The sequence below is a fragment of the Endozoicomonas sp. SESOKO1 genome, from assembly GCF_024606265.1.
Classification (GTDB): Bacteria; Pseudomonadota; Gammaproteobacteria; order Pseudomonadales; family Endozoicomonadaceae; genus Endozoicomonas.
Genome location: NZ_JAHHPP010000164.1, coordinates 1 through 22,716, shown reverse-complemented (window position 1 = coordinate 22,716; position 22,716 = coordinate 1). Strand labels below are relative to the sequence as shown.

The 22,716-nt window shown below is 48.0% G+C and carries 20 protein-coding genes; 6 read left to right on the top strand and 14 right to left on the bottom strand.

Translation table 11 applies throughout. The features are described 5' to 3' along the window. Nucleotides 1-16 precede the first annotated feature (16 nt). The 7 genes from KDK13_RS08110 to gloB form a co-directional block, all read right to left on the bottom strand. Nucleotides 17-1,048, bottom strand: a complete 1,032-nt coding sequence (locus KDK13_RS08110; protein WP_257284473.1) for an ABC transporter permease — start codon at nt 1,046-1,048, stop codon at nt 17-19. A 6-nt stretch (nt 1,049-1,054) separates the two neighbouring features. Next, nucleotides 1,055-2,143, bottom strand: coding sequence for a microcin C ABC transporter permease YejB (locus KDK13_RS08105; protein ID WP_257284472.1), 1,089 nt, complete (start codon nt 2,141-2,143; stop codon nt 1,055-1,057). An 11-nt stretch (nt 2,144-2,154) separates the two neighbouring features. Then, nucleotides 2,155-4,164 carry an extracellular solute-binding protein gene (locus tag KDK13_RS08100; RefSeq protein WP_257284471.1) on the bottom strand — a complete coding sequence of 670 codons (2,010 nt, stop codon included), beginning with the start codon at nt 4,162-4,164 and terminating at the stop codon, nt 2,155-2,157. A gap of 115 nt (nt 4,165-4,279) precedes the next feature. Next, nucleotides 4,280-6,082 carry an extracellular solute-binding protein gene (locus KDK13_RS08095; RefSeq protein ID WP_257284470.1) on the bottom strand — a complete coding sequence of 601 codons (1,803 nt, stop codon included), beginning with the start codon at nt 6,080-6,082 and terminating at the stop codon, nt 4,280-4,282. A 24-nt stretch (nt 6,083-6,106) separates the two neighbouring features. Beyond that, nucleotides 6,107-7,933 (bottom strand): extracellular solute-binding protein, encoded by a 1,827-nt coding sequence (locus tag KDK13_RS08090; protein ID WP_257284469.1) that lies wholly within the window; start codon nt 7,931-7,933, stop codon nt 6,107-6,109. Between the two features lie 56 nt (nt 7,934-7,989). After that, on the bottom strand, nt 7,990-9,630 hold the full coding sequence (locus KDK13_RS08085) for a LysM peptidoglycan-binding domain-containing protein (RefSeq protein WP_257284468.1): 1,641 nt from the start codon (nt 9,628-9,630) through the stop codon (nt 7,990-7,992). 42 nt (nt 9,631-9,672) lie between these two features. Then, nucleotides 9,673-10,455, bottom strand: a complete 783-nt coding sequence (gene gloB, locus KDK13_RS08080) for a hydroxyacylglutathione hydrolase (protein WP_257284467.1) — start codon at nt 10,453-10,455, stop codon at nt 9,673-9,675. Nucleotides 10,456-10,786: 331 nt separating this feature from the next. Between gloB and KDK13_RS08075 the strand changes: the two genes are divergently transcribed. The 4 genes from KDK13_RS08075 to nudC all read left to right on the top strand — a co-directional run bounded on the left by KDK13_RS08075 (nt 10,787) and on the right by nudC (nt 13,683). Next, nucleotides 10,787-11,611: a class I SAM-dependent methyltransferase gene (locus KDK13_RS08075; protein ID WP_257284466.1), complete on the top strand. Its 825-nt coding sequence runs from the start codon at nt 10,787-10,789 to the stop codon at nt 11,609-11,611. Continuing rightward, nucleotides 11,595-12,035, top strand: a complete 441-nt coding sequence (gene rnhA / locus KDK13_RS08070; protein ID WP_257284465.1) for a ribonuclease HI — start codon at nt 11,595-11,597, stop codon at nt 12,033-12,035. Before KDK13_RS08075 ends, rnhA begins: the two co-directional genes overlap by 17 nt. 36 nt (nt 12,036-12,071) lie before the next feature. Beyond that, the gene (gene dnaQ / locus KDK13_RS08065; protein ID WP_257284464.1) at nt 12,072-12,788 is read left to right on the top strand and encodes a DNA polymerase III subunit epsilon; all 717 of its coding nucleotides are present in this window, start codon (nt 12,072-12,074) and stop codon (nt 12,786-12,788) included. Between the two features lie 61 nt (nt 12,789-12,849). Further along, nucleotides 12,850-13,683 (top strand): NAD(+) diphosphatase, encoded by an 834-nt coding sequence (nudC, locus tag KDK13_RS08060; RefSeq protein WP_257284463.1) that lies wholly within the window; start codon nt 12,850-12,852, stop codon nt 13,681-13,683. 234 nt (nt 13,684-13,917) lie between these two features. On the opposite strand, the gene KDK13_RS08055 is transcribed toward nudC, so the two are convergent. Next, nucleotides 13,918-14,232 carry an SCP2 sterol-binding domain-containing protein gene (locus KDK13_RS08055; protein WP_257284462.1) on the bottom strand — a complete coding sequence of 105 codons (315 nt, stop codon included), beginning with the start codon at nt 14,230-14,232 and terminating at the stop codon, nt 13,918-13,920. Nucleotides 14,233-14,444: 212 nt separating this feature from the next. Here KDK13_RS08055 and sohB point away from each other — a divergent pair, with 212 nt between their 5' ends. Further along, nucleotides 14,445-15,494: a protease SohB gene (gene sohB, locus KDK13_RS08050; RefSeq protein ID WP_257284461.1), complete on the top strand. Its 1,050-nt coding sequence runs from the start codon at nt 14,445-14,447 to the stop codon at nt 15,492-15,494. Between the two features lie 342 nt (nt 15,495-15,836). Here the strand turns inward: sohB and KDK13_RS08045 are convergent, their stop codons facing one another. After that, nucleotides 15,837-16,190 (bottom strand): hypothetical protein, encoded by a 354-nt coding sequence (locus KDK13_RS08045; protein ID WP_257284460.1) that lies wholly within the window; start codon nt 16,188-16,190, stop codon nt 15,837-15,839. Between the two features lie 68 nt (nt 16,191-16,258). On the opposite strand from KDK13_RS08045, the gene KDK13_RS08040 reads away from it, so the two are divergent. Then, nucleotides 16,259-16,783, top strand: coding sequence for an OTU domain-containing protein (locus tag KDK13_RS08040; RefSeq protein ID WP_257284459.1), 525 nt, complete (start codon nt 16,259-16,261; stop codon nt 16,781-16,783). Nucleotides 16,784-16,804: 21 nt separating this feature from the next. Here the strand turns inward: KDK13_RS08040 and KDK13_RS08035 are convergent, their stop codons facing one another. From KDK13_RS08035 to KDK13_RS08015, 5 genes are all read right to left on the bottom strand, one after another. Next, nucleotides 16,805-17,977, bottom strand: a complete 1,173-nt coding sequence (locus tag KDK13_RS08035) for a cation:proton antiporter (RefSeq protein ID WP_257284485.1) — start codon at nt 17,975-17,977, stop codon at nt 16,805-16,807. 115 nt (nt 17,978-18,092) lie between these two features. After that, nucleotides 18,093-18,593 carry a DUF934 domain-containing protein gene (locus KDK13_RS08030; RefSeq protein ID WP_257284458.1) on the bottom strand — a complete coding sequence of 167 codons (501 nt, stop codon included), beginning with the start codon at nt 18,591-18,593 and terminating at the stop codon, nt 18,093-18,095. After that, nucleotides 18,577-20,232, bottom strand: a complete 1,656-nt coding sequence (locus tag KDK13_RS08025) for a nitrite/sulfite reductase (RefSeq protein ID WP_257284457.1) — start codon at nt 20,230-20,232, stop codon at nt 18,577-18,579. The genes KDK13_RS08030 and KDK13_RS08025 overlap by 17 nt, the downstream gene beginning before the upstream one ends. 318 nt (nt 20,233-20,550) lie before the next feature. Then, on the bottom strand, nt 20,551-20,754 hold the full coding sequence (locus KDK13_RS08020; RefSeq protein WP_257284484.1) for a DUF2970 domain-containing protein: 204 nt from the start codon (nt 20,752-20,754) through the stop codon (nt 20,551-20,553). A gap of 72 nt (nt 20,755-20,826) precedes the next feature. Then, nucleotides 20,827-22,392 (bottom strand): hypothetical protein, encoded by a 1,566-nt coding sequence (locus KDK13_RS08015; protein WP_257284456.1) that lies wholly within the window; start codon nt 22,390-22,392, stop codon nt 20,827-20,829. Nucleotides 22,393-22,716 lie beyond the last annotated feature (324 nt).

Here is a 22,716-nt window from a genome sequence, read left to right as displayed (position 1 = left end):
CTCCAGTCATCGCTGTTCAGAGTGAGTAGTATTTTCTCGGATCCAACGCATCCCGGCACGCTTCACCAATAAACACCAGTAATGTCAGCATAATGGACATGACCAGGAATGCCGTAATACCCAGCCAGGGTGCCTGAAGGTTGTTTTTGCCCTGGGCAATCAATTCGCCAAGGGAAGGGGAGCCAGCGGGCAGGCCGAACCCCAGGAAATCAAGCGAGGTGAGGGTGGTAATGGCCCCGGTCAGAATAAATGGCATAAAGGTGACCGTAGCAATCATGGCATTGGGTAAAATATGCCGGAACATCAGGCGCCCATTGGTCATCCCCAGGGCCCTGGCGGCGCGCACATACTCCAGGTTTCTGCCCCGGAGAAACTCGGCACGCACCACATCCACCAGCGCCATCCACTGGAATAACAGCATGATACCCAGCAGCCACCAGAACCCCGGCTCGACAAAACTGGCCAGGATGATCAACAGGTAGAGATTGGGCATGCCTGACCAGATCTCAATAAACCGTTGTCCGAACAAATCGATCTTACCGCCGTAAAAGCCCTGCAGGGCACCAACCGCAACACCGATGAGGGTACTGAAAAAGGTCAGTGCCAAACCGAAAAGCACCGAAATGCGAAAGCCGTAAATCACCCGTGCCAGCACATCACGACCCTGGTCATCGGTGCCCAGCCAGTTGTCAAGGGAAGGGTGGGCGGGGGCAATACGGGCGTAATTGATGGTGTCGTAACTGTAGCGAATGGGCGGCCAGAGCATCCATCCCCTGGGCTCGATCAGCTCTCTGGCGAAGTCTTGTCGGTAGTCCATCTCCAGTTCAAACTCACCGCCAAAGGTGGTTTCCGGATAGGTGACCAGGGTCGGGAAATAGGGGCTGCCGTCGTACCAGAGCAGCAGTGGCTTATCGTTGGCCACCACCTCTGCCAGCAGGGTTATGACGAAGAGAATGCTGAATATCCAGAGTGAAATATAGCCCCGGCGATTCTGCTTGAAATTCTGCCAACGACGCTGGTTGAGCGGATTAAGTTTGAATCTGGTCATTCCACCTCAGTCCCTGGCTTCGAAGTCAATACGGGGGTCAACGGCGACATAGGTAAGATCGCCAAGGAGTTTGATCAGCATACCCAGCAGGGTGAAGATATAAAGAGAGCCAAAAACCACGGGATAATCCCGGTTGATGGCGGCTTCATAGCCAAGCAGGCCGAGCCCATCCAGGGAGAAAATGATTTCAATCAGCAATGAGCTGGTAAACAGGATGCCAATCAATGCCGCCGGGAAGCCGGAAATCACCAGCAGCATGGCATTTCGGAAGATATGGCCATACAGGACTTTTCGGTCGTCCAGCCCTTTGGCCCTGGCGGTTTGCACATACTGTTTATGGATTTCATCCAGAAATGAATTTTTGGTCAGCATGGTCAGTGTGGCAAAACCACTGATGACCATACAGATGATCGGCAGGATCATATGCCAGATATAGTCCCAAATCTGACCCATCAGCGTTAATTGGTCGAAGTTGTCGGATACCAGCCCTCGCAGTGGGAAAATATTCCAGTAACTGCCCCCGGCAAACAGCACGATTAACAGAATGGCCAGCAGAAAGCTCGGAATCGCATAACCCGTGGTGATCACAGCGCTTGACCAGATATCGAACCGGCTGCCGTGCTTTAATGCCTTGCGAATGCCCAGCGGAATGGAGATCAGGTAGATAATCAGCGTACTCCAGAGGCCCAGGGAAATAGAGACTGGCAGTTTCTCCTTAATCAGGTCTACCACTTTGGCATCGCGGAAAAACGAGTCGCCAAAATCAAAGGTAAGGTAGTTTTTGATCATCTGCACAAACCGTTCATGGGGCGGTTTATCAAAGCCGTACAGTTTCTCGATATCCTTGATCAGTTCCGGGTCAAGGCCTCGGCGTCCCCGGTATTCACCACTTTCATCCAGGCTCACCTGCTGAATTTCGCCATTACCGGAGCCGCCGATTCGGCTGATAGCATTGACTTCGAACCCCTCAAGTTTGGCGATCATCTGCTCAACGGGGCCGCCGGGGGCTGCCTGAATGATGACAAAATTCACCAGCATAATCCCGAACAGGGTTGGGATCATCAGGGCAAGTCGACGCAAAATGTAGCTGTTCATGGAGACTTCCGTTAACGGTTCTTTCTGCGGCGATAAATCCATACAGGAATAAGGCCCAGCAGGATCAGTCCTGAGTATAACCACGAACTATTGCTTTCAGCTCGACCTGCTGGCGTTTCGGTATCATCATTGTTTGGGGGTGACTGACTGGCTGCCTTCGTTGCATCCGGTGGACTGTCGATCCACCAGGTGTAAATGTCGGTACTGTACAAAGGTTCTGATTCAGGCCTGACCAACTTGCTGGAATGAGCGATTCGATCATAGGGGTAGTACCATTGGGGAATCATGTATTCCCCCCACAGAAGCACACGGTCCAAGGCTTTTACCGCAGTCGTAAGCTCCTCTCTGCTGTTGGCATTAATCACATGGTCAATCATGGCATCCACTACCGGATCTTTGATACCCATGTAGTTCCGGCTCCCTCTGGTGTCTGCCGCTTTACTGCCCCAGAAACCCATCTGCTCATTACCCGGAGAGGCAGATTGCCCATAGCCGGTAACAATCATGTCGTAGTCAAAGTCGCGAATACGGTTAATGTATTGGGAGATATCCACGGAGCGGATATTCAGTTCAATACCCATTTGTTCAAGGTTTTTCTTGAAGGGCAGCGCCACCCGCTCAAGTGAAGGTTGGGCAAGCAGTAATTCAACCGCCAAGGGTTGTCCATTGGTATCGACCAGCGTGTTGTTCTCAAGACGCCAGCCAGCTTTTTTCAGCAGTGTCAGTGCTTTTTGCAGCTGAGGCCGGATATTGCCGGAACCATCGGTTACCGGAACGCTGTAGGGCCTGGTAAAGAGTTCTGCCGGTAATTGATTGCGCCACGGTTCCAGGAGTTTGAGTTCATCGCCTTCAGGAATTCCGGTGGCTTCCATGCCCGAATTACCGAAATAACTCGTCGAACGAAGGTAGCTGTTATGGAACAGGTTGCGATTCAGCCATTCGAAATCCATGGCATAGCTCATGGCTTTTCGAACCAGGGGATCCTGGAAGAAGTCCCGTCGCAGGTTGAAGGCAAAGCCCTGGATAGGCGCAGGGTTTCGGGTAGGAATGGTAGCCAGAATCAGTTCGCCGTTGTGAACTGCGGGCACGTCATAGGCAGTGGCCCAGTTTTTGGCAACATTTTCAAAGCGCAGGTCATATTCGCCAGCTTTCAATGCCTGAAGGGCAACCTGTTCGTCCCGGTAGTAGTCGTAACTGATCTCATCAAAATTATATCGGCCCCTGTTAACGGGTAAATCCTTTGCCCAGTAATCCTTGTCCCGCTGATAGGCAATACTCCGACCGCTATCAACACGCTTTACCTGATAAGGGCCACTACCAAGTGGAATGTTCAGTGAGGCTGATGAAAAGTCATTGCCATCCTTTTCCCAGTAATGTTTCGGGAGAACGGGCAACTCTGACAGGATAAAAGGCAGTTCACGATTATTAGTATGTTTGAACAGGAATTTTACCCGACTGTCGGAAATAACGGTGACAGTGTCCACATCAGCATAGTAACTGCGATAGAAAGGGTGCCCATGACGGGTCAGCAGTTCAAAGGTGTATTTTACATCGTCAGCAGTGATCCGTTGACCATCATGGAAACGGGCGTCAGGGTTCAAATTAAAGGTAATGCTGCTGTTATCAGGGGCTTTTTCTGCAGACTCGGCGATAAGTGGATAGAGGGAGAAAGGCTCATCACGGCTCTGGGTCATCAATGTGTCATAAATCAGCCCGATACCGGTAACGGGGGTGCCTTTGTTGGTATATGGGTTAAGGCTGTCAAAGGTGCCACTGGCAGCCATACGAACACTGCCGCCTTTTGGGGCATCAGGGTTGACATAATCGAAATGCCTGAAAGGTTTGTTGACGTTGACGTATTTCGCTTCTCCGTGCAGCACCAGCGATGTTTTAGCGATAATATCCTGCCCCGGGTCGGGTGTATTTCCGGGAGAGATGGCGGATGACAGGCTGGAGTGCGAGAGAGTCAGCCCAAGGGTCAGCGCTGCAAGGGGAAGATAACCAGAATTCATGACCATCATAAGCAACCGTTAGTGTTTAAAAATCTCCGGGCAGTCTTGTTTATAAATAATCGTTCTAATATAGACTTAACCATGAATGGTTGTTAAGTGCCAGTAATGCTTAAACCCGGATATTTCAATACTCCCGCCACCAGGTACTCAAGCCATTGTCATAGGGAGGGGCAAGCTCAGGGTGTTGCAATCCCGGCCGGTAAACCATCGGCCAATAAGGCAGATACCATTGGGGAATGACCGCATAGTGCCAGAGTACAATCCGGTCAATAGCTCGGGTGTAAAGAGCCAGCTCTTCACGGGTTGTTGCCATGATGGCGTTGTCGATCATACGGTCCAGCGACTTAAGCTTAATACCCGAAAGGTTTTGCCCGGCGTCACTGTCTGCGCTGGCACTGCTCCAGAAATTTTTCAACTCAGTACCGGGGGTAATGTCCGGGTAGAAACCGTGAATGATCATGTCAAAATCAAACTTGCGGATACGATTGATGTACCGTGATATGTCTACGGTATTGATGCTGACGGAAATACCCAGTTCACTGAGATTACGGACAAATGGAATAACAAAACGCTCATGTTCGGGATCAGTCAACAGAATTTCAAACGTCAGTGGTTGACCATGCTGATCAACAAGGGTTTTGTTTTTGTAGCTATAACCCGCTTCTTTCAGCCATTGGAAGGCAAGTCTCTTGTTTTTTCGCCAGTTGCCTGAACCGTCTGTCTGCACCGGCTCCCAGCGAGTGGTAAACAGCTCATCAGGAAGCTCATCCTGCCAGGGCGCCAGTAAAGCCTTCTCTTTCTCAGAAGGTGGCTTGTCAGCGGCCAGGTCCGAGTTGGAAAAAAGGCTATAGGCTTGATGGTACATGCCAAAAAACAGGTGTTGATTCGTCCAGTTGAAATCAAGCGCCTGTGATATGGCTTTTCTGACCTTTCGGCTGGCAAACATCGGCTTTCTCAGATTGAAGACAAACGATTGTATACCCAGACTTTTGTTGTCTATTTTTTCCTGGATGAATGTCGCCTTACCTGCCTTTTCTGGTTTATACGCTTGCGACCAGCTTCGGGGGTTGGCATCAATGCGGAGGTCGTACTCGCCTTTTTTAAAAGCCTCAAGGGCTATGCCATCATCCCGGTAGTAGTCGGTTCTGATGAGATCAAAATTATGTCGCCCCTTGTTTACCGCCAGTTCAGCTGCCCAATAATCCCTGACCCGTTCATAGGTAACAAAGCGTCCGGGGCTGAAGTCTTTCACCCGGTAAGGTCCACTGGACAGTGGCGGCTTCAGTGTCGCCTTGAAGAGATCATGCTCTGGCTGTCTCCAGTAGTGCGCTGGCAGTACCCTGAGTTGAGAGAGTCGAAGAATCAGACTTTTGGCTGGAGGTTCAGAAAAACTGAAACGAACGGAGTGGGGCGATATTGCCTCAACATTATCAATGATTCCATAGAAGTGCCTGTAGTGAGGTGGCCCTTGTTTTTTCAGTGATTGGAAGGTAAAGAGCACATCTTCTGATGTGATGGCGTGTCCATCATGGAACCGGGCATGGGGATTCAGATGGTATATGACCCATTGGAAATCATCCGGATACTCTATTTGCCGGGCTATCAGTCCATACACTGAATAGGGTTCATCACCTGCCTTGACCATCAATGGGTCATAAAGGAAGTAACTGCCATCAGCCCAGACACCTTTTGGGGCAAAAGTATTAAATGAATCAAAGCTGCCAGAAATGCCCTTTCTCAAGGTCCCCCCTTTGGGGGCCCTGGGGTTGGCATAACCAAAGTGGGTAAAATTCTCAGGATTGAGAAGTGAGTTATGGAAGCTCAGGCCATGGGCTTTCGTTGAATTGGTATCTGCAGGGTCAGGAAAAGCAAACACAGAATAGATCAGACTGATGAAAAGAAATCCATTCTTAAAATAGTCAGTCATGTAACGGGTTCCTTTAAATAAGCCTTACTTATCCGTTTTCTGGTACCACCAGGTACTCAAATCCAGTGCATAGGGGGCAGGATTTTTCGGGTACTTCAGCTGCTGCTTATGGATAACCAGCCAATGGGGCTGGTACCACAGTGGCAGTACATAGTGATTCCAGAGAATGATTCTATCCAGGGATTTGATAAGCGTGAGAAGTTCCTCCCGGGAGTTCGCCCGGGGTATTTTTTCAGTCAGGCTATCGATGGATTTAAGCCTGATCCCCGCAATATTTCTGGAGCCGTGCTGGTTAACGGTACTTGATCCCCATAGACTGGCCTGCTCTGTACCGGGTGAGGGCGTGTGGGGAAAAGTGTACATAACCATATCAAAGTCCTGGTTTCTGACCCGTTCCACATATTGGGCAGCATCTACGGTTCTTATATTGAGTCTGATCCCCATGCTTTCCAGTGTCTTTTGTACCGGAATAAAGATCCGTTCCTGTTCAGAAGAGGATAACAGGATTTCAAGCTCCAGCGGTTCGCCGTTGCGGTTCACCAGTTGGTTGTTGTTGATGGTCCAGCCGCTCTGTTGTAACAGTGACAGCGCTTTTCTTTTGCGATCCCGGCGGGTCATCCCGGTCTCATCGCCTGGTGGAATCCATGCCTGAGCCAATGCTTGTTCCGGAATTTCAGTTTTCCATGATAAGAGCAGTTCTGTTTCCTGTTCAGAGGGTTTTCCAGAAGCACCGAGTTCTGTCCCGGCAAAAACGCTGTCAGCCCTTTGGTACATACCATGGAACAAGTGGCGGTTGATCCAGTCAAATTCTACGGCGTACCCCAGCGCTTCCCTGACCCGTGGATCTGATAGATGGGTTCTTCTGGCGTTATAGGTGATGGTCAGGGTCTGGGGGTTATGGTTGCTTAAGGAGGAACGAATCAATTGATTTTTTTTCAGTGATTCATCTCGTATCTGGTCATGCCAGACGCGAGGGTCGCTGATGGTCTTGAGATCGTATTCCCCTTTCTGCAGTGCTTCCAGAAGGACATGGCTGTTTCGATAATACTCGTACTGAATGCGGTCAAAATTGTACCTTCCCCGGTTAACGGGCAGATCTTTTCCCCAGTAGTTTTCGACCCTGGAAAAAGTGATCGAGCGTCCTGGCTCTATTTTTACAGGTTTATAGGGGCCACTGCTGACAGGAACTTCCATGCCCGGAGAAGAAAAGTCCCGTGTTGTCCAATAGTGTTTGGGAAGAATTGGCATTTGCCCCAGAATCAATGGCAGTTCCCGGTTATTGCTGTGCCGGAAAACAAAAAGCACTCTGTTGTTGCCGGTGACTTCTACCTTCTCGACATCCTGATAGAACTGTTTATAAAACGTTGACCCCTTTTCCCTGAGCAGATCAAAACTGAACTTCACATCATGGGCGGTGACGGGGTGGCCATCATGGAATCGGGCCGAGGGATTTATGTAAAAGGCTGCCCAGGTATTATCAGGGGCAAGTTCAATTCGCTCGGCAATCAGGCCGTACTTGCTCAGGGGTTCATCCCACGATCTGGCCAGTAACGTGTCATACATCATATGGCTGCCAGCCGCGGCTGTGCCACGATCAATATAGGGAACAAGACTGTCAAAATGGCCAGTAACGCCCTGTTTCAGCTCACCACCTTTCGGTGCAGCAGGATTAACATAGTCAAAATGTTTGAAGTGCCCGGCATACTTTGGCTCACCATAAAGACTGATGGCATGTCTTAATCGGCTGTTCAGGCCTTCCGGTTCTGCTGCTGCAAATAGCATTGGACTGATGCTGTTCAGCAAGGTACCAATGATCAGCAGTGCTGTTAAACTGAAGACGGTAAACCCCATAGCCGTAATCCCAATTGCTGTTCTTAAAGACTTATCGACTGGCGGGGAGGCTTTGGTTAAAAGCCTCGGGTTACATTGACAAATAACGTGACCTGCTGGCCGGGGTGAATGTATTTGCCACTCATATCACTGTTCCAATCCCTGATCTGGTCAACATTTACATCAAACTTTGACGCAATTTTGGCCAGCGAGTCACCGGAGCGAACTTTATAGTGTACTTTTCGCACAACCGCGTTTTGTGCAAGCTGCTGTGAACCTTGTTTCTTCCAGACAACCAGCTTCTGATGAATTCGCAGAGTGTCCCTGGGAGACATGTTGTTCCACTGGGCCAGCTCGTTAACACCAACATTGTGTTTCTGGGCAATTGTCCAGAAACTGTCGCCGGACTTTACCAGATACTCAATTTTGTAACGGCCATTCACAGAACGATTTTGTCTGGCTGCCAGGCGCTGGCTGGCACTGAGGGTGTAACTTTCTGCAGTTTTCGCGGCTACCGGAATCATCAAACCCTGACCAATACGAATGATGGTGCCGCTGAGTTTATTGGCCTCAGAAATAACATTGACCGTGGTTCGGTATTTCATGGCAATGGTACCCAGGGTGTCACCAGACATTACTGTGTAGCGATGCCACTTTACCCGATCCTCGGGCGGCAGACTCGCCAGTTGAGTTCGGAAATGTTCGGCATGAGCCACTGGCACAACCAGGTGGTGAGGCCCCTCGGGAGGCGTTGACCAGCGGTTAAGCCCGGGGTTCAGCCGGTAGAGTTCTTCCTGTTCGACTCCCGACAGTTTTGATGCCTTGGCCATATCCAGCTGACCACCAGTAAGAACTTTGGCGAAATAGGGCTTATTCGCGATTTTGTCGAACTTGACACCATATTTGGATGGATTGCGAACCACTTTCCCGAGGGCAATCAGTTTTGGTACATAAGCTGTGGTTTCACTGGGAAGATCAAGTGCCCAGAAGCGTGTGGATCTGCCAAGCTGTTTATTTTTCCGAATGGCCCGTTGTACCCGGCCAGGGCCAGAATTAAATGCGGCCAGTGCCAGTTCCCAGTCACCAAAACTATTGTGCAGGCTTTGCATATAGTCCAGCGCCGCACGGGTAGAATGGACAACATCCCGGCGGCCGTCATACCACCAGTTCTGATCGAGACCATAGTGCTTACCCGTTTCCGGCATGAACTGCCAGAGTCCGGAAGCACCTGCATGGGAGTAGGCGAAAGGATCGAAACTGCTCTCGACAATTGGCATCAGCGCCAGTTCCAGGGGAACATTTCTGGCTTCGGCTTCTTTGACAATGAAATAAAGGTAGGGCTCAGAACGTTTGGCAATCTGGCTGAAGTAATGCTGGTGACGTGTATACCAGTCCAGTTCCGCCTGAATTCGAGGGTGATTCTGGTCAAGATCCATCGCCAGGCCAGACCGAATGCGAAGCCAGAGGTCGTTGACTACCGCAGCGGGGGGCTTTTTTACCGGAGTTATCGTCTCCGGTGTCACCTCCGCTTTTTCATCCGTCTTTAAAACCAGAGGCTTAGTCTCTTCCCTGATGGTTGATGCTGAAGATGAGGGCGATGTACTCACCAGCTGACAGCCGGTCAGAAACAGTGAAAAGGCCAGCGTTGGCAGAGTCCGTCGGGGAGCTGTTTGGCCAAAAATAAATCGCTGGCCTTTTAAGTAAGGGGCTTTGGTCATATATTGGGTTCTGAGTATTTTCAGTTCATTATTTTACCACTATCAAAAATTATCCTTCCATGCTCGGATTACCCTTAGAACGTCAACGGGGTTTGCACCAGAGGACGGATCCCTGTCAGAGGCAGCTTGAATGACTTCCGGTTGGTCTGATCTCAGGAACGGATTTGTGTCCAGCTCCGTTCTCAGTGTTGAGGGCACAGTAGGCCGGTTTTCAGAGCACAACTCAGCAACTTGCATGGCTTGTTCCTGTAGCTTCTGGTTATTTGGCTCCACTGCCCGGGCAAATTTCAGATTTGCCTGAGTGTATTCATGGGCACAGTAAATCCGTGTATTGTCAGGGAGTGAGGCCAGGCGTGACAGGCTGCTATACATCTGTTCAGCCGTCCCTTCAAATAATCGGCCACAACCGCCAACAAATAGAGTGTCTCCACAAAAAAGAGCGGGATTTTCATCGTCGCCGGAATCTGTAAAGTAAGCAATATGGTCCAGTGTGTGGCCGGGAGTGGCCATAATTTCAAACTGGCAGTTACTGAGCTTAACCGTATCATTATCGCGTAACGTGTGAGTGATTCCGTTAATGTTCCGGTTATCAGGACCGTAAACCGGAATGTTTCTGTTTCTGGTCAGTTCACTGATTCCGCCGGTATGATCAAAGTGGTGGTGCGTAATGAGAATACCGGCCAGATTGAACCCATGACGGCTCAGTACTTCTTCAACGGGTCTGGCATCGCCCGGATCAACCACAAAAACATCCTGACTATCCGGCGCATGAAACATCCAGATGTAGTTGTCATTAAATGCGGGTATCGGAGATATAATCAGCATTACCTTAAATGTCCTTTCATCCTGATCTTCATTGATGCTGCTGCATGGGGAGTATTGGCTTTGGGCCTGTATAGGCTATGATGCTGTCCGGGAATACATTGCCATTATCGCGGGTTGTCCAGACGGGGCGCCAGGACAGATGCTATTTCCTGACAACTTTCCAAGAGAAGATGTTATAGCTGACGCAAGCTGATGTCATAGAATATTTTTTTCTGTATAAACTCGGCGATAAGGAGGTTAACATGAAAAGGCCTGATGATGAAAAGTGTCTGGGATGTTTGCAGATCAGGTGTGAAACAAGTAATGACTGTTTATTGGTACAATGATTTGCATGATTCGACGATTTCGGAAAAGGACTAAAAGCAGTCTCTCTGACCGTATTGGAGACTTGCGCCACTGGCTGGATACCGATTCAGGAAGCTTACTGGTTGACTATGAAAAAAGCCTGCTGGAGCGAGAGTTAGGGACCATCTTTGGTTTCCATGCGGGGCAATACTCTGCATCCTGGCATAAAGACCTGATGTTCAGCAGTCCGGTAAGACGACAGTTTATCCTCGGTTCCAGCCAGCTTGCCGATTGCCCCCGGCCTCAGGTGATGGCTGATCCACATTACTGGCCAGTGTCACCGGGAAGTCTTGATCTTGTTCTTTTGCAACACACGCTGGAAATTGCGGACAGTCCCCATCGCCTGCTGAGTGAGGCAGCGAATACCATTATACCGGATGGCAAGCTGGTTATTATTGGCTTCAATCCTTATAGCATGACCAATATTGCACGATGGTGTGTACCAAGTCAGCGTCGTCTTCTCAGGAATGCGCAGTTTATTTCGACGTCAAGGTTGAAAGACTGGCTTGCCCTGCTTAATTTCACTGTGGAAAGAATCGTTTATGGTGGCTATGTACAACCACTGAAACGCTTCTGTACCGGTTTGCGTGGTGATTTGCTTGAAGAAAGGCTGGAGCAACTTCAGCTTCCGGTCGGTGGCTTTTATATGATGATTGCCACCCGTGAAACCCTCGGGCTGACACCGGTAAGAAAGGTATGGTCCGATGTGCGCAGGCGTTTTGTCGGTCAGCCATTGACCCGTCCCAGTGCTGGTAGAGCCAGCACAGTAACTGTAAACAAAGACTGGAGTTCTTTTGAGTCAGACCGTTGAAATTTTTACCGATGGTGCCTGTAAAGGTAATCCGGGACCCGGTGGTTGGGGGGTTTTACTCCGTTACGGGACTGTCGAGAAAACGCTTTTTGGTGGTGAACCTGAAACCACCAATAACCGGATGGAACTTATGGCTGCTATAGAAGGCCTCAAGGCCCTGAAACGGCCATGTTCCATTATTCTGACCACCGACTCCCAGTATGTCCGTAAGGGAATTACAGAATGGATGAAAGGCTGGAAACGGAAAAACTGGAAAACATCAGCCGGTCAGCCAGTCAAGAATCAGGACCTCTGGCAACTGCTTGATAAGGAGAGCCAGCGACATGATATCGATTGGCGATGGATCAAGGGGCATGCAGGTCATCGCGAAAATGAAATTGCTGACCAGCTGGCCTGTAAGGGTGCGGAAGCTCACAAAAAATAGGTGTCCTTACTTGCCAATATTTGAGAACGGTTAACGATGCGACAGATAATTCTTGATACAGAAACCACCGGTATTGACCCTAAACAAGGGCACAGAGTCATTGAAATAGGCTGTGTGGAGATGATTGACCGGAAGCTCACCGGCAACCATTACCATGTCTATATCAACCCACAGCGGGTAGTCGAGCAGGAAGCGATTGACGTCCACGGCATTACCAATGAGTTTCTGGCCGATAAGCCGGTGTTCAGTGCCATTGCTGATGAATTTCTCGAGTTTATCCGCGGTGCTGAGCTGGTTATTCATAATGCAGCGTTTGATGTTGGTTTTATCAACCACGAGTTTTCCCTGTTACGCCGGGGTTTTCCCAATGTGGAAAGCTGTTGTGGTGTGCTTGATACTCTGGCACTGGCCAGGAAAAAACATCCGGGCCAGAAGAATAACCTGGATGCCTTATGTAAGCGTTACTTTATTGATAACTCTTCCCGGACCCTCCATGGGGCGTTGTTAGACTCTGAGATTCTGGCGGAAGTCTACCTTGCCATGACCGGTGGACAAACGGCACTTTCCCTGGGCAGCAGTGATGATAGTGGCGGTGATTCAGAAGAGGGCGGTAGTACCATTCGCCGACTGGCTGATGCCAGGCCAGCACTTCGGGTCATCTCTGTCAGTGATATTGAGTTGCGAAATCATCAAAACAAGCTGGAACAGATTCAAAAACAGTCGGGCAACTGCCTGTGGCTTTCTGACGATTAATTAGGGCCTGTTGAGGTTTTGTTGCGAGCTTAGTGGATGAAAAGGAATCAAGGAGTCTGTTTTGCCACCGGATCATGATCTTACCGATGTCGTTGACGTGAACTATCTACCTTTGCAAGGCCTGCAACCAGGACTGAGAGGTCAATGCTGGCTGGTACTGTTTGAAGGACAAGTTGTTCTTAATGACGAAGTCTCCGGAGAAAATTTCCTCTGGTACAGCCTCGATAAGTTTCTGCTGGCGATAAAACAAGAGGCGATAGTTACGGGCTATCTCCATGACAGGGCAGTAGGAATTGTCGAACTCTCAAGGCTCACTGTTGAAGCAGGTACTGCGAGTGTCAGGGCCTTAATGTCAGTGTCAGACTCAACGGTTTATAGTTTCCTCAGTCATGGCCTGCAAATCCTGACCTCACGAAAAGAATATGCCTTTTGTGGCTGCTGTGGCCATCAAACACAGGAAAAAGCTGGAGAGTGGGCAATGGTTTGTGTCCAGTGTGGGCACCATGCTTATCCCCGGATTTCTCCCTGTATTATTGTTTTGGTGACGAGGGGAGATGAAATGCTCCTGGTCCGACATCATCGCCATGGTAAAGAATCAACCATGCATACGCTGGTGGCCGGTTTTGTTGAACCTGGAGAGAGTGCGGAAGAGGCAGTTCATCGGGAGGTACTTGAAGAAACTGGCCTCACCTTGGGTAAACTCCATTACTGTTTCAGTCAGAGCTGGCCTTTTCCCCATTCGCTAATGATGGGGTTTCATGGGGAATACAAAGCTGGCGAACTGGTTCTCGAAGAAAAGGAACTCTGTTTTGGTGGTTGGTTTCATCGGGATAATCCACCAGATCTGCCACCGGAATTTACCATAGCCAGAAAGCTGTTGGATTTTATTAGATGATATTATTCAATCATATTTTATGATTAAAAATAATATATCTGAAACTCTTGAGTAAAAAAGTTTAATCATCAGCTGGAACCCAGCTTAAAAATTGATAGGCTATGAATTGACTCAGGGTCAGGTAATCAATAACCCGGTATGATAGATCTTTCACAAAAATAATAAAGCCAGCCCTGAATAGCTTCAGGCTGGCTTTTGGGATGATTCTACAGGAGATAATTTCTCAATCGACGATCAGTTGGGGAAAAGAGCACTGAGTTTGGTAGCCAGCATCATATTTCCTTCAGTTCGCAACTTACCCATCATAAATGCCTGCATGCCATCCAGCTCTCCGGACATCACGCCAACCATGGTTTCACTGTCCATAATCAGTGTTACGCTTGGGTCGTCATGAGCACCAGCAACGATATCCAGGGTGCCATCTTTGATGATCAGGTGATAGGTATCAGCATCTTCAATATTGAACTGGAAAATCTCATCGAGGCCATTGGCTGCATCGGCATTAAAGCGGGCTTTCATGGACTCAACGGTGTCGGCAGCAGTGCTCATAGATTATTTATCCTTTTTTCTTGGCGTTAAGCAATTCTGGTTCGAACCCAACGAATGTTATGAGTATTAACCGAGGGTGTCAATGAAATTCAAACGCTTGTATGAATCCCTGTCTGACACAGTCACTTTTTATAGTCCCCGGCAATGATAAATCAGTTATGATATAGGCCATTTTGATACTTAAACCCACAAGCCTTTCTAAGGAGGTCCCTTTGGAGTATCTGGCAGACTTTATCTTGTTTCTTGCCAAAACTGTCACCCTGATTGGTGGTGTGGCGGTTTTAGTGGCTCTGGTGACAGCAATTGGCCAGAAGACCAGGAAAATGCATAAGGGACATCTTGAGATTACCCGCCTTAATGAACACTACGAGCACCTTCAGACGGATTTGAAACATGCGCTGCTGGATAAGGCTGGGCTGAAAAAAGCAGCCAGGGAAGAGAAAGAGAAGGCGAAGCTGGAGAAAAAAGCCAGGAAGAATGAAGAATGTGAGGAAGCGATCAAACCAAGAGTTTTCATCCTTGACTTTCACGGGGATATTAAAGCATCAGCGGTCAAATCTCTGAGGGAAGAGATTACCGCGGTTCTTTCTCTGGCGGATAAAGAGCGGGACGAAGTGGTTATCCGGCTGGAAAGTGGCGGCGGCCTGGTTCATTCCTATGGATTAGCGGCATCCCAGCTGAAGCGCATCCGTGATAAAGGGGTCAAGTTGACAGTTACCGTCGATAAAGTTGCGGCCAGTGGTGGCTATATGATGGCTTGTGTTGCCCATCATATTGTTGCAGCTCCTTTTGCGGTACTGGGTTCTATTGGCGTAATGGCACAGTTGCCCAATGTTCACCGTCTGTTAAAAAAGCATGATGTTGATATTGAGTTACACACGGCCGGTGAATTCAAGCGTACTCTGACGGTGCTTGGTGAAAATACAGAAAAAGGGCGTCAGAAATTTATTCAGGATATGGAAGATACACATCTGCTGTTTAAGGATTTTGTCAAAACGGAGCGGGAAGTAGTTGATATTGATCAGGTTTCCACGGGTGAGATCTGGTATGGCCAGAAGGCGCTGACCCTCAGCCTGATTGATGAAATCAGCACCAGTGATGAATATATCTACCGGAAGGTCGATGAAGCTGACCTGGTACAGATTGAGTATGTGATGAAGAAAGGTATTGCCGACAAGTTGGGTATTGCCGCTGAGTCTGCCCTGGATAACACCTTAATGAAGTGGTGGGGAAGATTTAACACCAGTCGCTTCTTTTCTTAGCAGCGCTTTTTAATCTAACCACTCTAACTCTCAAGGTATTGGTAATTTTTGCTGTTATCTGGACTGATTCTTTTTGAACTATAGATCTACATAGTAGTCAAATGATCTATCAGTTATTCAGATAGGCAATAATAATGAATCCTGTTGGAGCATCAGTAGCGGCTGGTTACCCTCACAGCCAGTCGCATAATGGAAATAACGTCGGTGAGACAAAGCATTGGACGCAGTCCCGAACCGTTCGGGCGGTAGCTGGGGTAGCCATATTAGCCTTGGGGGGGCTTACGGGCCTGGCTGTTTCTTTTTTTGCCAGTCCCTTTGCTGCGATTATTGCTGCCAGCGCGGTTACTGCAGTACTTGGCGTGTGTGTGATTGGGTATTTTTACTACCATAGTGGTAGTGCGACACCGCCTGATATAGAGACACCAGAACCTGTCTCAGCAGGTGAAGGTAATCCTGAAGCTCCCGTTCAACCATCTTCATCCACTGCTTCTTTTGTTCCACCGGCGCCTCCATCCACTGCTGCTTATATGCCACCTTCACCACCTCCATACACTGCTTTTTATGTGCCGCCGCCCCCATATTCTCCTTACGCTGTGCCCTCTGCCCCAGCAGAGACTGTGGCCGGGCATGTGCCTTCAGTAACATCAAATACCGCTCCAGCTGAGCCTCCCCCGGCATACACTCCGTTACCGGCATCCTCAGTACCAGACCCTACTGAGCCGCCACCAGCTTATAAATTGGTAGATTCAGAGGAATTCATACGCATGCAGGAAGCGAGCGTTGATGCTTTGCTGAGACAGCACGGGGAAAATATTTATCGAAGCAGTCGTGATGGAAATTGTCTGTACGATTCAGCAGCACACCAATGCCCGGAAATCGCCAAAGACGCAACCGATCTTCGCCGTCAGGTTGCCTGTTTTGCCAGAAACTGGCAACAACGCTATCCAAATGGCAACATCAATTTTTCACCTGTCGAAGCTCGAGCCTATGCGAGATTACAAGGTGATGTTGGATATGAAGCCGGTGATACCACCATAACTAATGGACTTGAAGAAATAGCAGTTCCGGGATGTTTTTCAGACCATATTGACACTTTCTTCCTGGCTCAGGTTGCCAGAATGCCAGTCATTGTCATAGATACTGATAACCATGTGACGATTGCTGTGGATGAAAATGGTAAATCCATGGACTGGCTTGATGCTTATGATCGCAACCTGGTTCCCCGCAGAAAAATTCTTTTGGTGCGTGATGGTCCCCACTTTATGGGACGCCATTTGGAACAGAATTAATTTTTCTGTTCCAAATCAGTTTTAATCCCTTCTCAAGCGTTCTGACAAGGCAATAGGTGATTCAAAGCGGAATACAACGATATAAGAAGACACCAGCAGTGAGAGTATTGCCGTTGCCTGGATAATATGGGCAGAAACCTCACCAATCATATTCTGCCCACTGGCAAAAGCGGCTATCAGTATTGAAAACTCACTGGTCTGACCTAATCGAACGCCGACTTCCCAGGCTGTAGAACGCTTTTCACTGACCTTGCGCAGCAGAAAACCAAAAACCACCGGCTTGATCAGGATAACAGCCCCTGTCATGACCAGTGCCGGGATCAGTACATGGTTTAGCAGGTCAAGGTTGAAACTGGCACCGATAGAAAAGAAAAACAAAACCAGGAAAAAGTCTCTTAACGGTTTAAGGTTGATGGCTATATATTGGGCGATTGGACTGGTGGCAATACTGATTCCGGCAATAAAGGCACCAATTTCATAGGAGAGGTTCAAGCTGTGAGCCAGCTCCGCAAAGCCGAGGCACCAACCCAGGGCCATCAAAAACAGATATTCATGAAAACGGTCAAAGCGCACCATCAATGGCAGCAGAAGGTATTTGACCAGAATTATAGCGGTAAAAAACAGTGCTGGCAGGGCAATAAATGCCATCATCAGTTCACCGTAGTTGGCGCTGTGGGATGGATTAAGGTTGTAAAGCAGCAAGAGCGCAATAATGGCCATCAAATCCTGCAGTAGCAGCAGGCTGACCATGATCTCACCGGTATGCCTGTGATGCAGTACGGTCGTTGGCAGGAGCTTTATGCCAATGATCGTGCTGGAAAACATCATGCTTGTACCAATGATGATTGCCTCGTTCCGGGGCAGGCCAAAGCTGAGCCCAAGTCCATAACCCGTCAAGGCAAAGAGAAATGAACTCGCTAAACCAACGGTAGCCGTTTTCCTGAGCAGATGGGCAAGGTGGCTTGGCTGCATGTCCAGCCCAAGAAGGAAGAGCAAAAAGATGATGCCAACATGGGCAATATCATTGAGAAGATTGGTGTCATTGACCACTTCCAGTCCAAATGGACCCAGTATGGCTCCAAGGGCGATGTAAGCGACGAGCAGGGGCTGACGGGTGAATAAGGCACCAGTAGCGAGAATCGCTGCCCCAGTGAAAATAAGAAAAAAAGAGAAGAGCAGGGAACCGCTTTCCATCATTCTGGCTCATTCTTGGATTATTTATGGAAAGGACAGTATAACCAACAGTTTGGTTTTCGTGCAGAAGAAGGAAAAAATCTCTCCCATTGAAGGAAGAGATTCCAAACTGAGGTTAAAACTGATGTCTTAACCGGTAAACAGGTAGTGTTTTATCGGCAGCGGTTTGATAGTCCGAAGTAAATGTTGTCAGAGCCGCCAGGGCATAATCCGGGTGCTGATCTTCCCTTAATCTGAAACTACTGAATCCACAGCGCTTCAGGTAATAGAGCTGGTCGACAAGAATGTCTCCTACGGCTCTTATATCGCCCCGATAATCAAAGCGTTCCCGAAGCAAACGAGCCAGAGAATAGCCACGACCATCCATAAACCCGGGAAAGTTAACAGCGATGATTTCAAACTGGTTCAGGGTATTTGCCACCGTTTCAGGTTCGTCGCCACTGTCAAACCAGATGCCAACCTGACCATTGTGCAGGCCATTGGCTTTGATAGCCTGATTAATTGACGAAACATGAAGCAGCACATTGCCTTCAGGTAAGATGGGCTCTGCCCGATCCCGCTTCAGGATCTGAAAGTCATCATTACTTATTTGCTGATCCTTAAGCAGCTTTGGCATAAACCTTCTCCTTGAATGGCTGAACACCAACCCGCCGACAGGTATCGACAAAACGTTCTTCCGGAGTACGGAGTTCAACGTAAGTATTCAGGATTTTGTCGATGACGTCGGGAACTTCATCCATTTTGAAGGATGGTCCAAGGATCTTGCCCAGAGACGCATCATGCCCTGATGCACCACCGACCTGAACCTGGTAATACTCTTCACCTTTACGGTCAACACCGAGAATGCCGATATGACCGACATGGTGATGTGCGCAGGCATTCATACAGCCTGAAATATTCAGATCCAGTTCGCCAATGTCATGTAGAAAATCAATATCATCAAACCGTCGCTGAATCATTTCTGCCAACGGAATAGATCGAGCATTAGCCAGTGCACAGAAGTCGCCTCCCGGGCAGCAGATCATATCAGTCAGCAGACCGTGGTTGGGTGTTGCAAGCTTTAGTGGTTTCAGTCTCAACCACAGTTCATGAAGCTGACGTTGGGGAACATCGGAAAAAATCAGATTTTGTTCGTGACTGACTCTGAGTTCACCAAAGCTGAACCGGTCAGCAAGGTCTGAAATGGCTTCCAGTTGCTCGGCACTGGCATCTCCCGGGGCATCAGCCGTTGCCTTTAACGTCAGAGTAACGGCACTATAACCCGGTTTTTTATGGGGATGGACATTGCGCCTCAGCCATAGCTGAAAATCAGGTTCAGCGGATAAAGCCAGGTCAGTGAAGTCAATATTGGTCAGTGCTTCATAGTCCGGCTCGGTAAAAAAAGATTGGACCCGATCAATCTCCTGTTGGGGAAGGCGGGCTTGTGTATCTTTCAGGTGTGACCATTCTTTTTCGACCTTTTCTGAAAAAACCTCAGTCGTCAGTGCCTTGACCAGAATTTTAATTCGGGCTTTATACTTGTTATCCCGCCGTCCATAACGGTTATAGACTCTCAGTACCGCATCCAGATAGCTCAGGAGATGCTCTGGTTCAAGGGACGGTTTAATAACGGATCCCACCATGGGCGTTCTTCCAAGACCACCGCCGGCCAGGATTTTAAATCGAACATCGCCATTCTGGTTTAAGAAAGCATGAATGCCGATATCATGCACCTGTGTTGCTGCACGATCCTGTTCACTGCCACAAACCGCTATCTTGAATTTCCTTGGCAGATAAGCAAATTCCGGATGGAAGGTGGACCATTGCCGGATAATTTCACACCAGGGGCGAGGATCAACAATCTCATCGTACGCTACACCGGCAAACTGATCCGTTGTGGTATTACGGATACAGTTGCCGCTGGTCTGAATGGCATGCATCTGAACAGTGGCCAGTTCTTCCAGAATTTTCGGTACCTCTTCCAGCCGTGGCCAGTTCAGCTGAAGGTTCTGTCGGGTGGTAAAGTGGACATACCCTTTATCAAAGCGTCTGGCAATGCTGGCCAGTTTACGCATCTGCTGACTGCTCAACATGCCATAGGGAATGGCAATGCGCAGCATAGGGGCAAAGCGCTGTACGTAAAGTCCATTCTGAAGACGAAGAGGCAGGAACTCATCTTCTGGCAACTCTCCGGCAAGAAAGCGACGGGTCTGATCCTTGAACTGCAGGACCCTCTCATCGACTATCTGCTGGTCGTAATCATCGTATTTATACATGAATTATTCGTCTGATTAGCCACATCCAGGGAGCAGGTCAGAAACCTGCGACAATGGAAGAATACTTATTTTTATTTATACGTAAAACTATTATTTATCAATAAAACTAGATTAAAAAGTAATAAACCAAAGTGGGGCAATAAGTTGATGGTTGGTCAGGATTTCGCTAACTTGAATAAGTTGGATCGAGAAGCACACTCTTTACCGGATAAAGGAGATAAATAATGAAAGACAGTACTGTTGACGCCATTGCGGCTGTTGCATTGATAATGCTGGTTGTTGTAACAGCTGTATACTGGGTAAGTACACAGTGAAAGCTCATGTGTTTTGAGTTATCACGTGCACTACAGATATGAGTATCAACACAAATAATACGGTCCCTGCTATTCCAGCGATGATGTAGTGCGCTGGCTTGCCATGTTGGAAATCCCTTTCAAGATTAGCCCTTTTTTGAACACCGAAGGCAGCAGATAGTGCACTGAGAATCACTGATTTTACACCTGTCCCTTTTTTATCCGACATAGCGATTGGCGTCATTAGCTGTTAGATTGATCATTCTATGATCTTGTTATTGAAGTTGGCAACCGCACAAGTCTAATTGAGGATAATAATCCTGATCCTGTACTGGGTATCCCTGGCGGCAAAGTAGCCGATCCAGCTATCTTTTTCAGCTTCTGTCCATGATACCAGTTGATCAGCCAGTATTTGGGTGCCCCTGGCTCCCAGATCTTTTAAATAGGGAAGTAATACATAAGCCATGGCTCCGAGAACCAGGCCATTGGTTGCAGATGTCACGGCTCTTTGCAGCGCAATATTTAAACCACCGGTCGTATAGTAGTTCAATACACCATTCATGAAGTAATAGGTCGCTATCGGGATAATGGTTGCTGCGGCTACAGGGACTGCATAGCCTTTGATATTTTCCGGAAGAGGGACCAGTTGATACCCTGTTGAAGCAATCGCTTCCGCCCTTTCGCCAATAGAGTTTATCTGGTGCTGCAGGTTGTCAAACAGGTTTATATTCCCGGGGTCTGAAGGATCCAGGTGGCTAAGCCGTTCATCCTGACCTGCAGGTATCATCTCTTTTAGCTGGTAAAAACGGTAGCCGATTTCAAGTAGTCCAGCTCCTGCAGCGAGACCATAAGCGGACGTTGCATCCCATCCTCTGCCTTTAAAGAACTTAATATAACCATTATGAATGGTGTATTGAATACTCGTCTTTATCGAGAAATTAAAATCGCCGGCGAGGTCGGGCAAATAGTCAAAGCCCAGATCTCTTCGGATTAAAGACAGCGCGTCCCCGGGGACATTGCCAATCATATTGAATCCATATCCGACCATCAGCATGGCAATACCGTCAATGGTTTCGTCATTCAGGCTATGGATCGTGGGCCATTTCCCGAAGACCTGGTGCAGGCGGCCCTCACTGTGGAGCCTTTTCAGTGAACTGGCAACAACAGATGACATACAGTCAAACATTCGATTGGTGGGGGTTGTCCTCAGGAATAGTCTGAACGTTTCAGCCTTGCTCCTATGTATTGGATTCTTTTCAATTTTATTAAAGTTTACTGCGTCAGCTGATGGTCTGTCCGGGTCGCCGGTTACCGGCTCACCATGATTTGAGAGAAGTGTATATACTGTAAAACCTTCAACAAAATCGGCAGAACACTGGGCAAAGAGAGAATCAGTATCTGAAAACAGCTGATGTTGAGCCAGCTTCCTGATTGATTGAATAACATCAATGCCGAGAAGTAAATAATTCCAGCGTAGAAGGGTTGGCCAGAAGGAGTGAGGCTGCCATGTTACCATGTTCATGGCAATAATAGGGATAACCTGGGGAACAAAAGCACCCACAGCAGCTACCCTGGAAAGGTTTTCTTCTTTTTCAAGTATGACTTTTATTTTTTTACCCATCATTTTATCAGTGGTATTTATCGTTAGATTAATAAAGTGATCATTGTTTGCCCCGTGTATCTTTCCATTTTTAACAATAAGAGCTTCCTTGTCATGCCAGTACATTTCATTTGACTCTATATCTCCTGTACTGAAAAAAGCCTGGTCTTGTTCAGATATGAATTTTATGGGTATTTTCCCGTAAAGTTGCTCTTTTAATATTCTGGTATCAATTTCAATATGAAGAGGAGTATTATCTTTCACCATAATTTCAACAGAATTATTGTTGTCAGGAGAAAGCTTCTGAATATTAACAGCAAAAGAATTTACAGAAAAAATTGAGAGAATAATGATTAAAATACTCTGATAGTTAACTATCTGAAATGAAGTTAACCCTAGAGGGGTTGAATAAAAACCAGTAGGTATTTTTGATCTGGATGGTTCTATTTTTTTTCTGGAATTTAACAGCGACCGATGACCCATTATTTACCACCTCAGTAAAAATGGCGATCCTTTGCCACAGTAAAACCTGAAATAATCCGGTTTAGAGCAGTTATTTCTCTTAAGGAGAAGACCAATATATTTTAAATG

Coding starts and splice junctions, on each gene's coding strand:
- KDK13_RS08110 (WP_257284473.1), bottom strand. CDS start 1,048: ATGACCAGATTCAAACTTAATCCGCTCAACCAGCGTCGTTGGCAGAAT.
- KDK13_RS08105 (WP_257284472.1), bottom strand. CDS start 2,143: ATGAACAGCTACATTTTGCGTCGACTTGCCCTGATGATCCCAACCCTG.
- KDK13_RS08100 (WP_257284471.1), bottom strand. CDS start 4,164: ATGATGGTCATGAATTCTGGTTATCTTCCCCTTGCAGCGCTGACCCTT.
- KDK13_RS08095 (WP_257284470.1), bottom strand. CDS start 6,082: ATGACTGACTATTTTAAGAATGGATTTCTTTTCATCAGTCTGATCTAT.
- KDK13_RS08090 (WP_257284469.1), bottom strand. CDS start 7,933: ATGGGGTTTACCGTCTTCAGTTTAACAGCACTGCTGATCATTGGTACC.
- KDK13_RS08085 (WP_257284468.1), bottom strand. CDS start 9,630: ATGACCAAAGCCCCTTACTTAAAAGGCCAGCGATTTATTTTTGGCCAA.
- gloB (WP_257284467.1), bottom strand. CDS start 10,455: ATGCTGATTATATCTCCGATACCCGCATTTAATGACAACTACATCTGG.
- KDK13_RS08075 (WP_257284466.1), top strand. CDS start 10,787: ATGATTCGACGATTTCGGAAAAGGACTAAAAGCAGTCTCTCTGACCGT.
- dnaQ (WP_257284464.1), top strand. CDS start 12,072: ATGCGACAGATAATTCTTGATACAGAAACCACCGGTATTGACCCTAAA.
- KDK13_RS08055 (WP_257284462.1), bottom strand. CDS start 14,232: ATGAGCACTGCTGCCGACACCGTTGAGTCCATGAAAGCCCGCTTTAAT.
- KDK13_RS08045 (WP_257284460.1), bottom strand. CDS start 16,190: ATGCCGGTAACGGAGTGTATGCCGGGGGAGGCTCAGCTGGAGCGGTAT.
- KDK13_RS08040 (WP_257284459.1), top strand. CDS start 16,259: ATGCAGGAAGCGAGCGTTGATGCTTTGCTGAGACAGCACGGGGAAAAT.
- KDK13_RS08035 (WP_257284485.1), bottom strand. CDS start 17,977: ATGGAAAGCGGTTCCCTGCTCTTCTCTTTTTTTCTTATTTTCACTGGG.
- KDK13_RS08030 (WP_257284458.1), bottom strand. CDS start 18,593: ATGCCAAAGCTGCTTAAGGATCAGCAAATAAGTAATGATGACTTTCAG.
- KDK13_RS08025 (WP_257284457.1), bottom strand. CDS start 20,232: ATGTATAAATACGATGATTACGACCAGCAGATAGTCGATGAGAGGGTC.
- KDK13_RS08020 (WP_257284484.1), bottom strand. CDS start 20,754: ATGTCGGATAAAAAAGGGACAGGTGTAAAATCAGTGATTCTCAGTGCA.
- KDK13_RS08015 (WP_257284456.1), bottom strand. CDS start 22,392: ATGGTGAAAGATAATACTCCTCTTCATATTGAAATTGATACCAGAATA.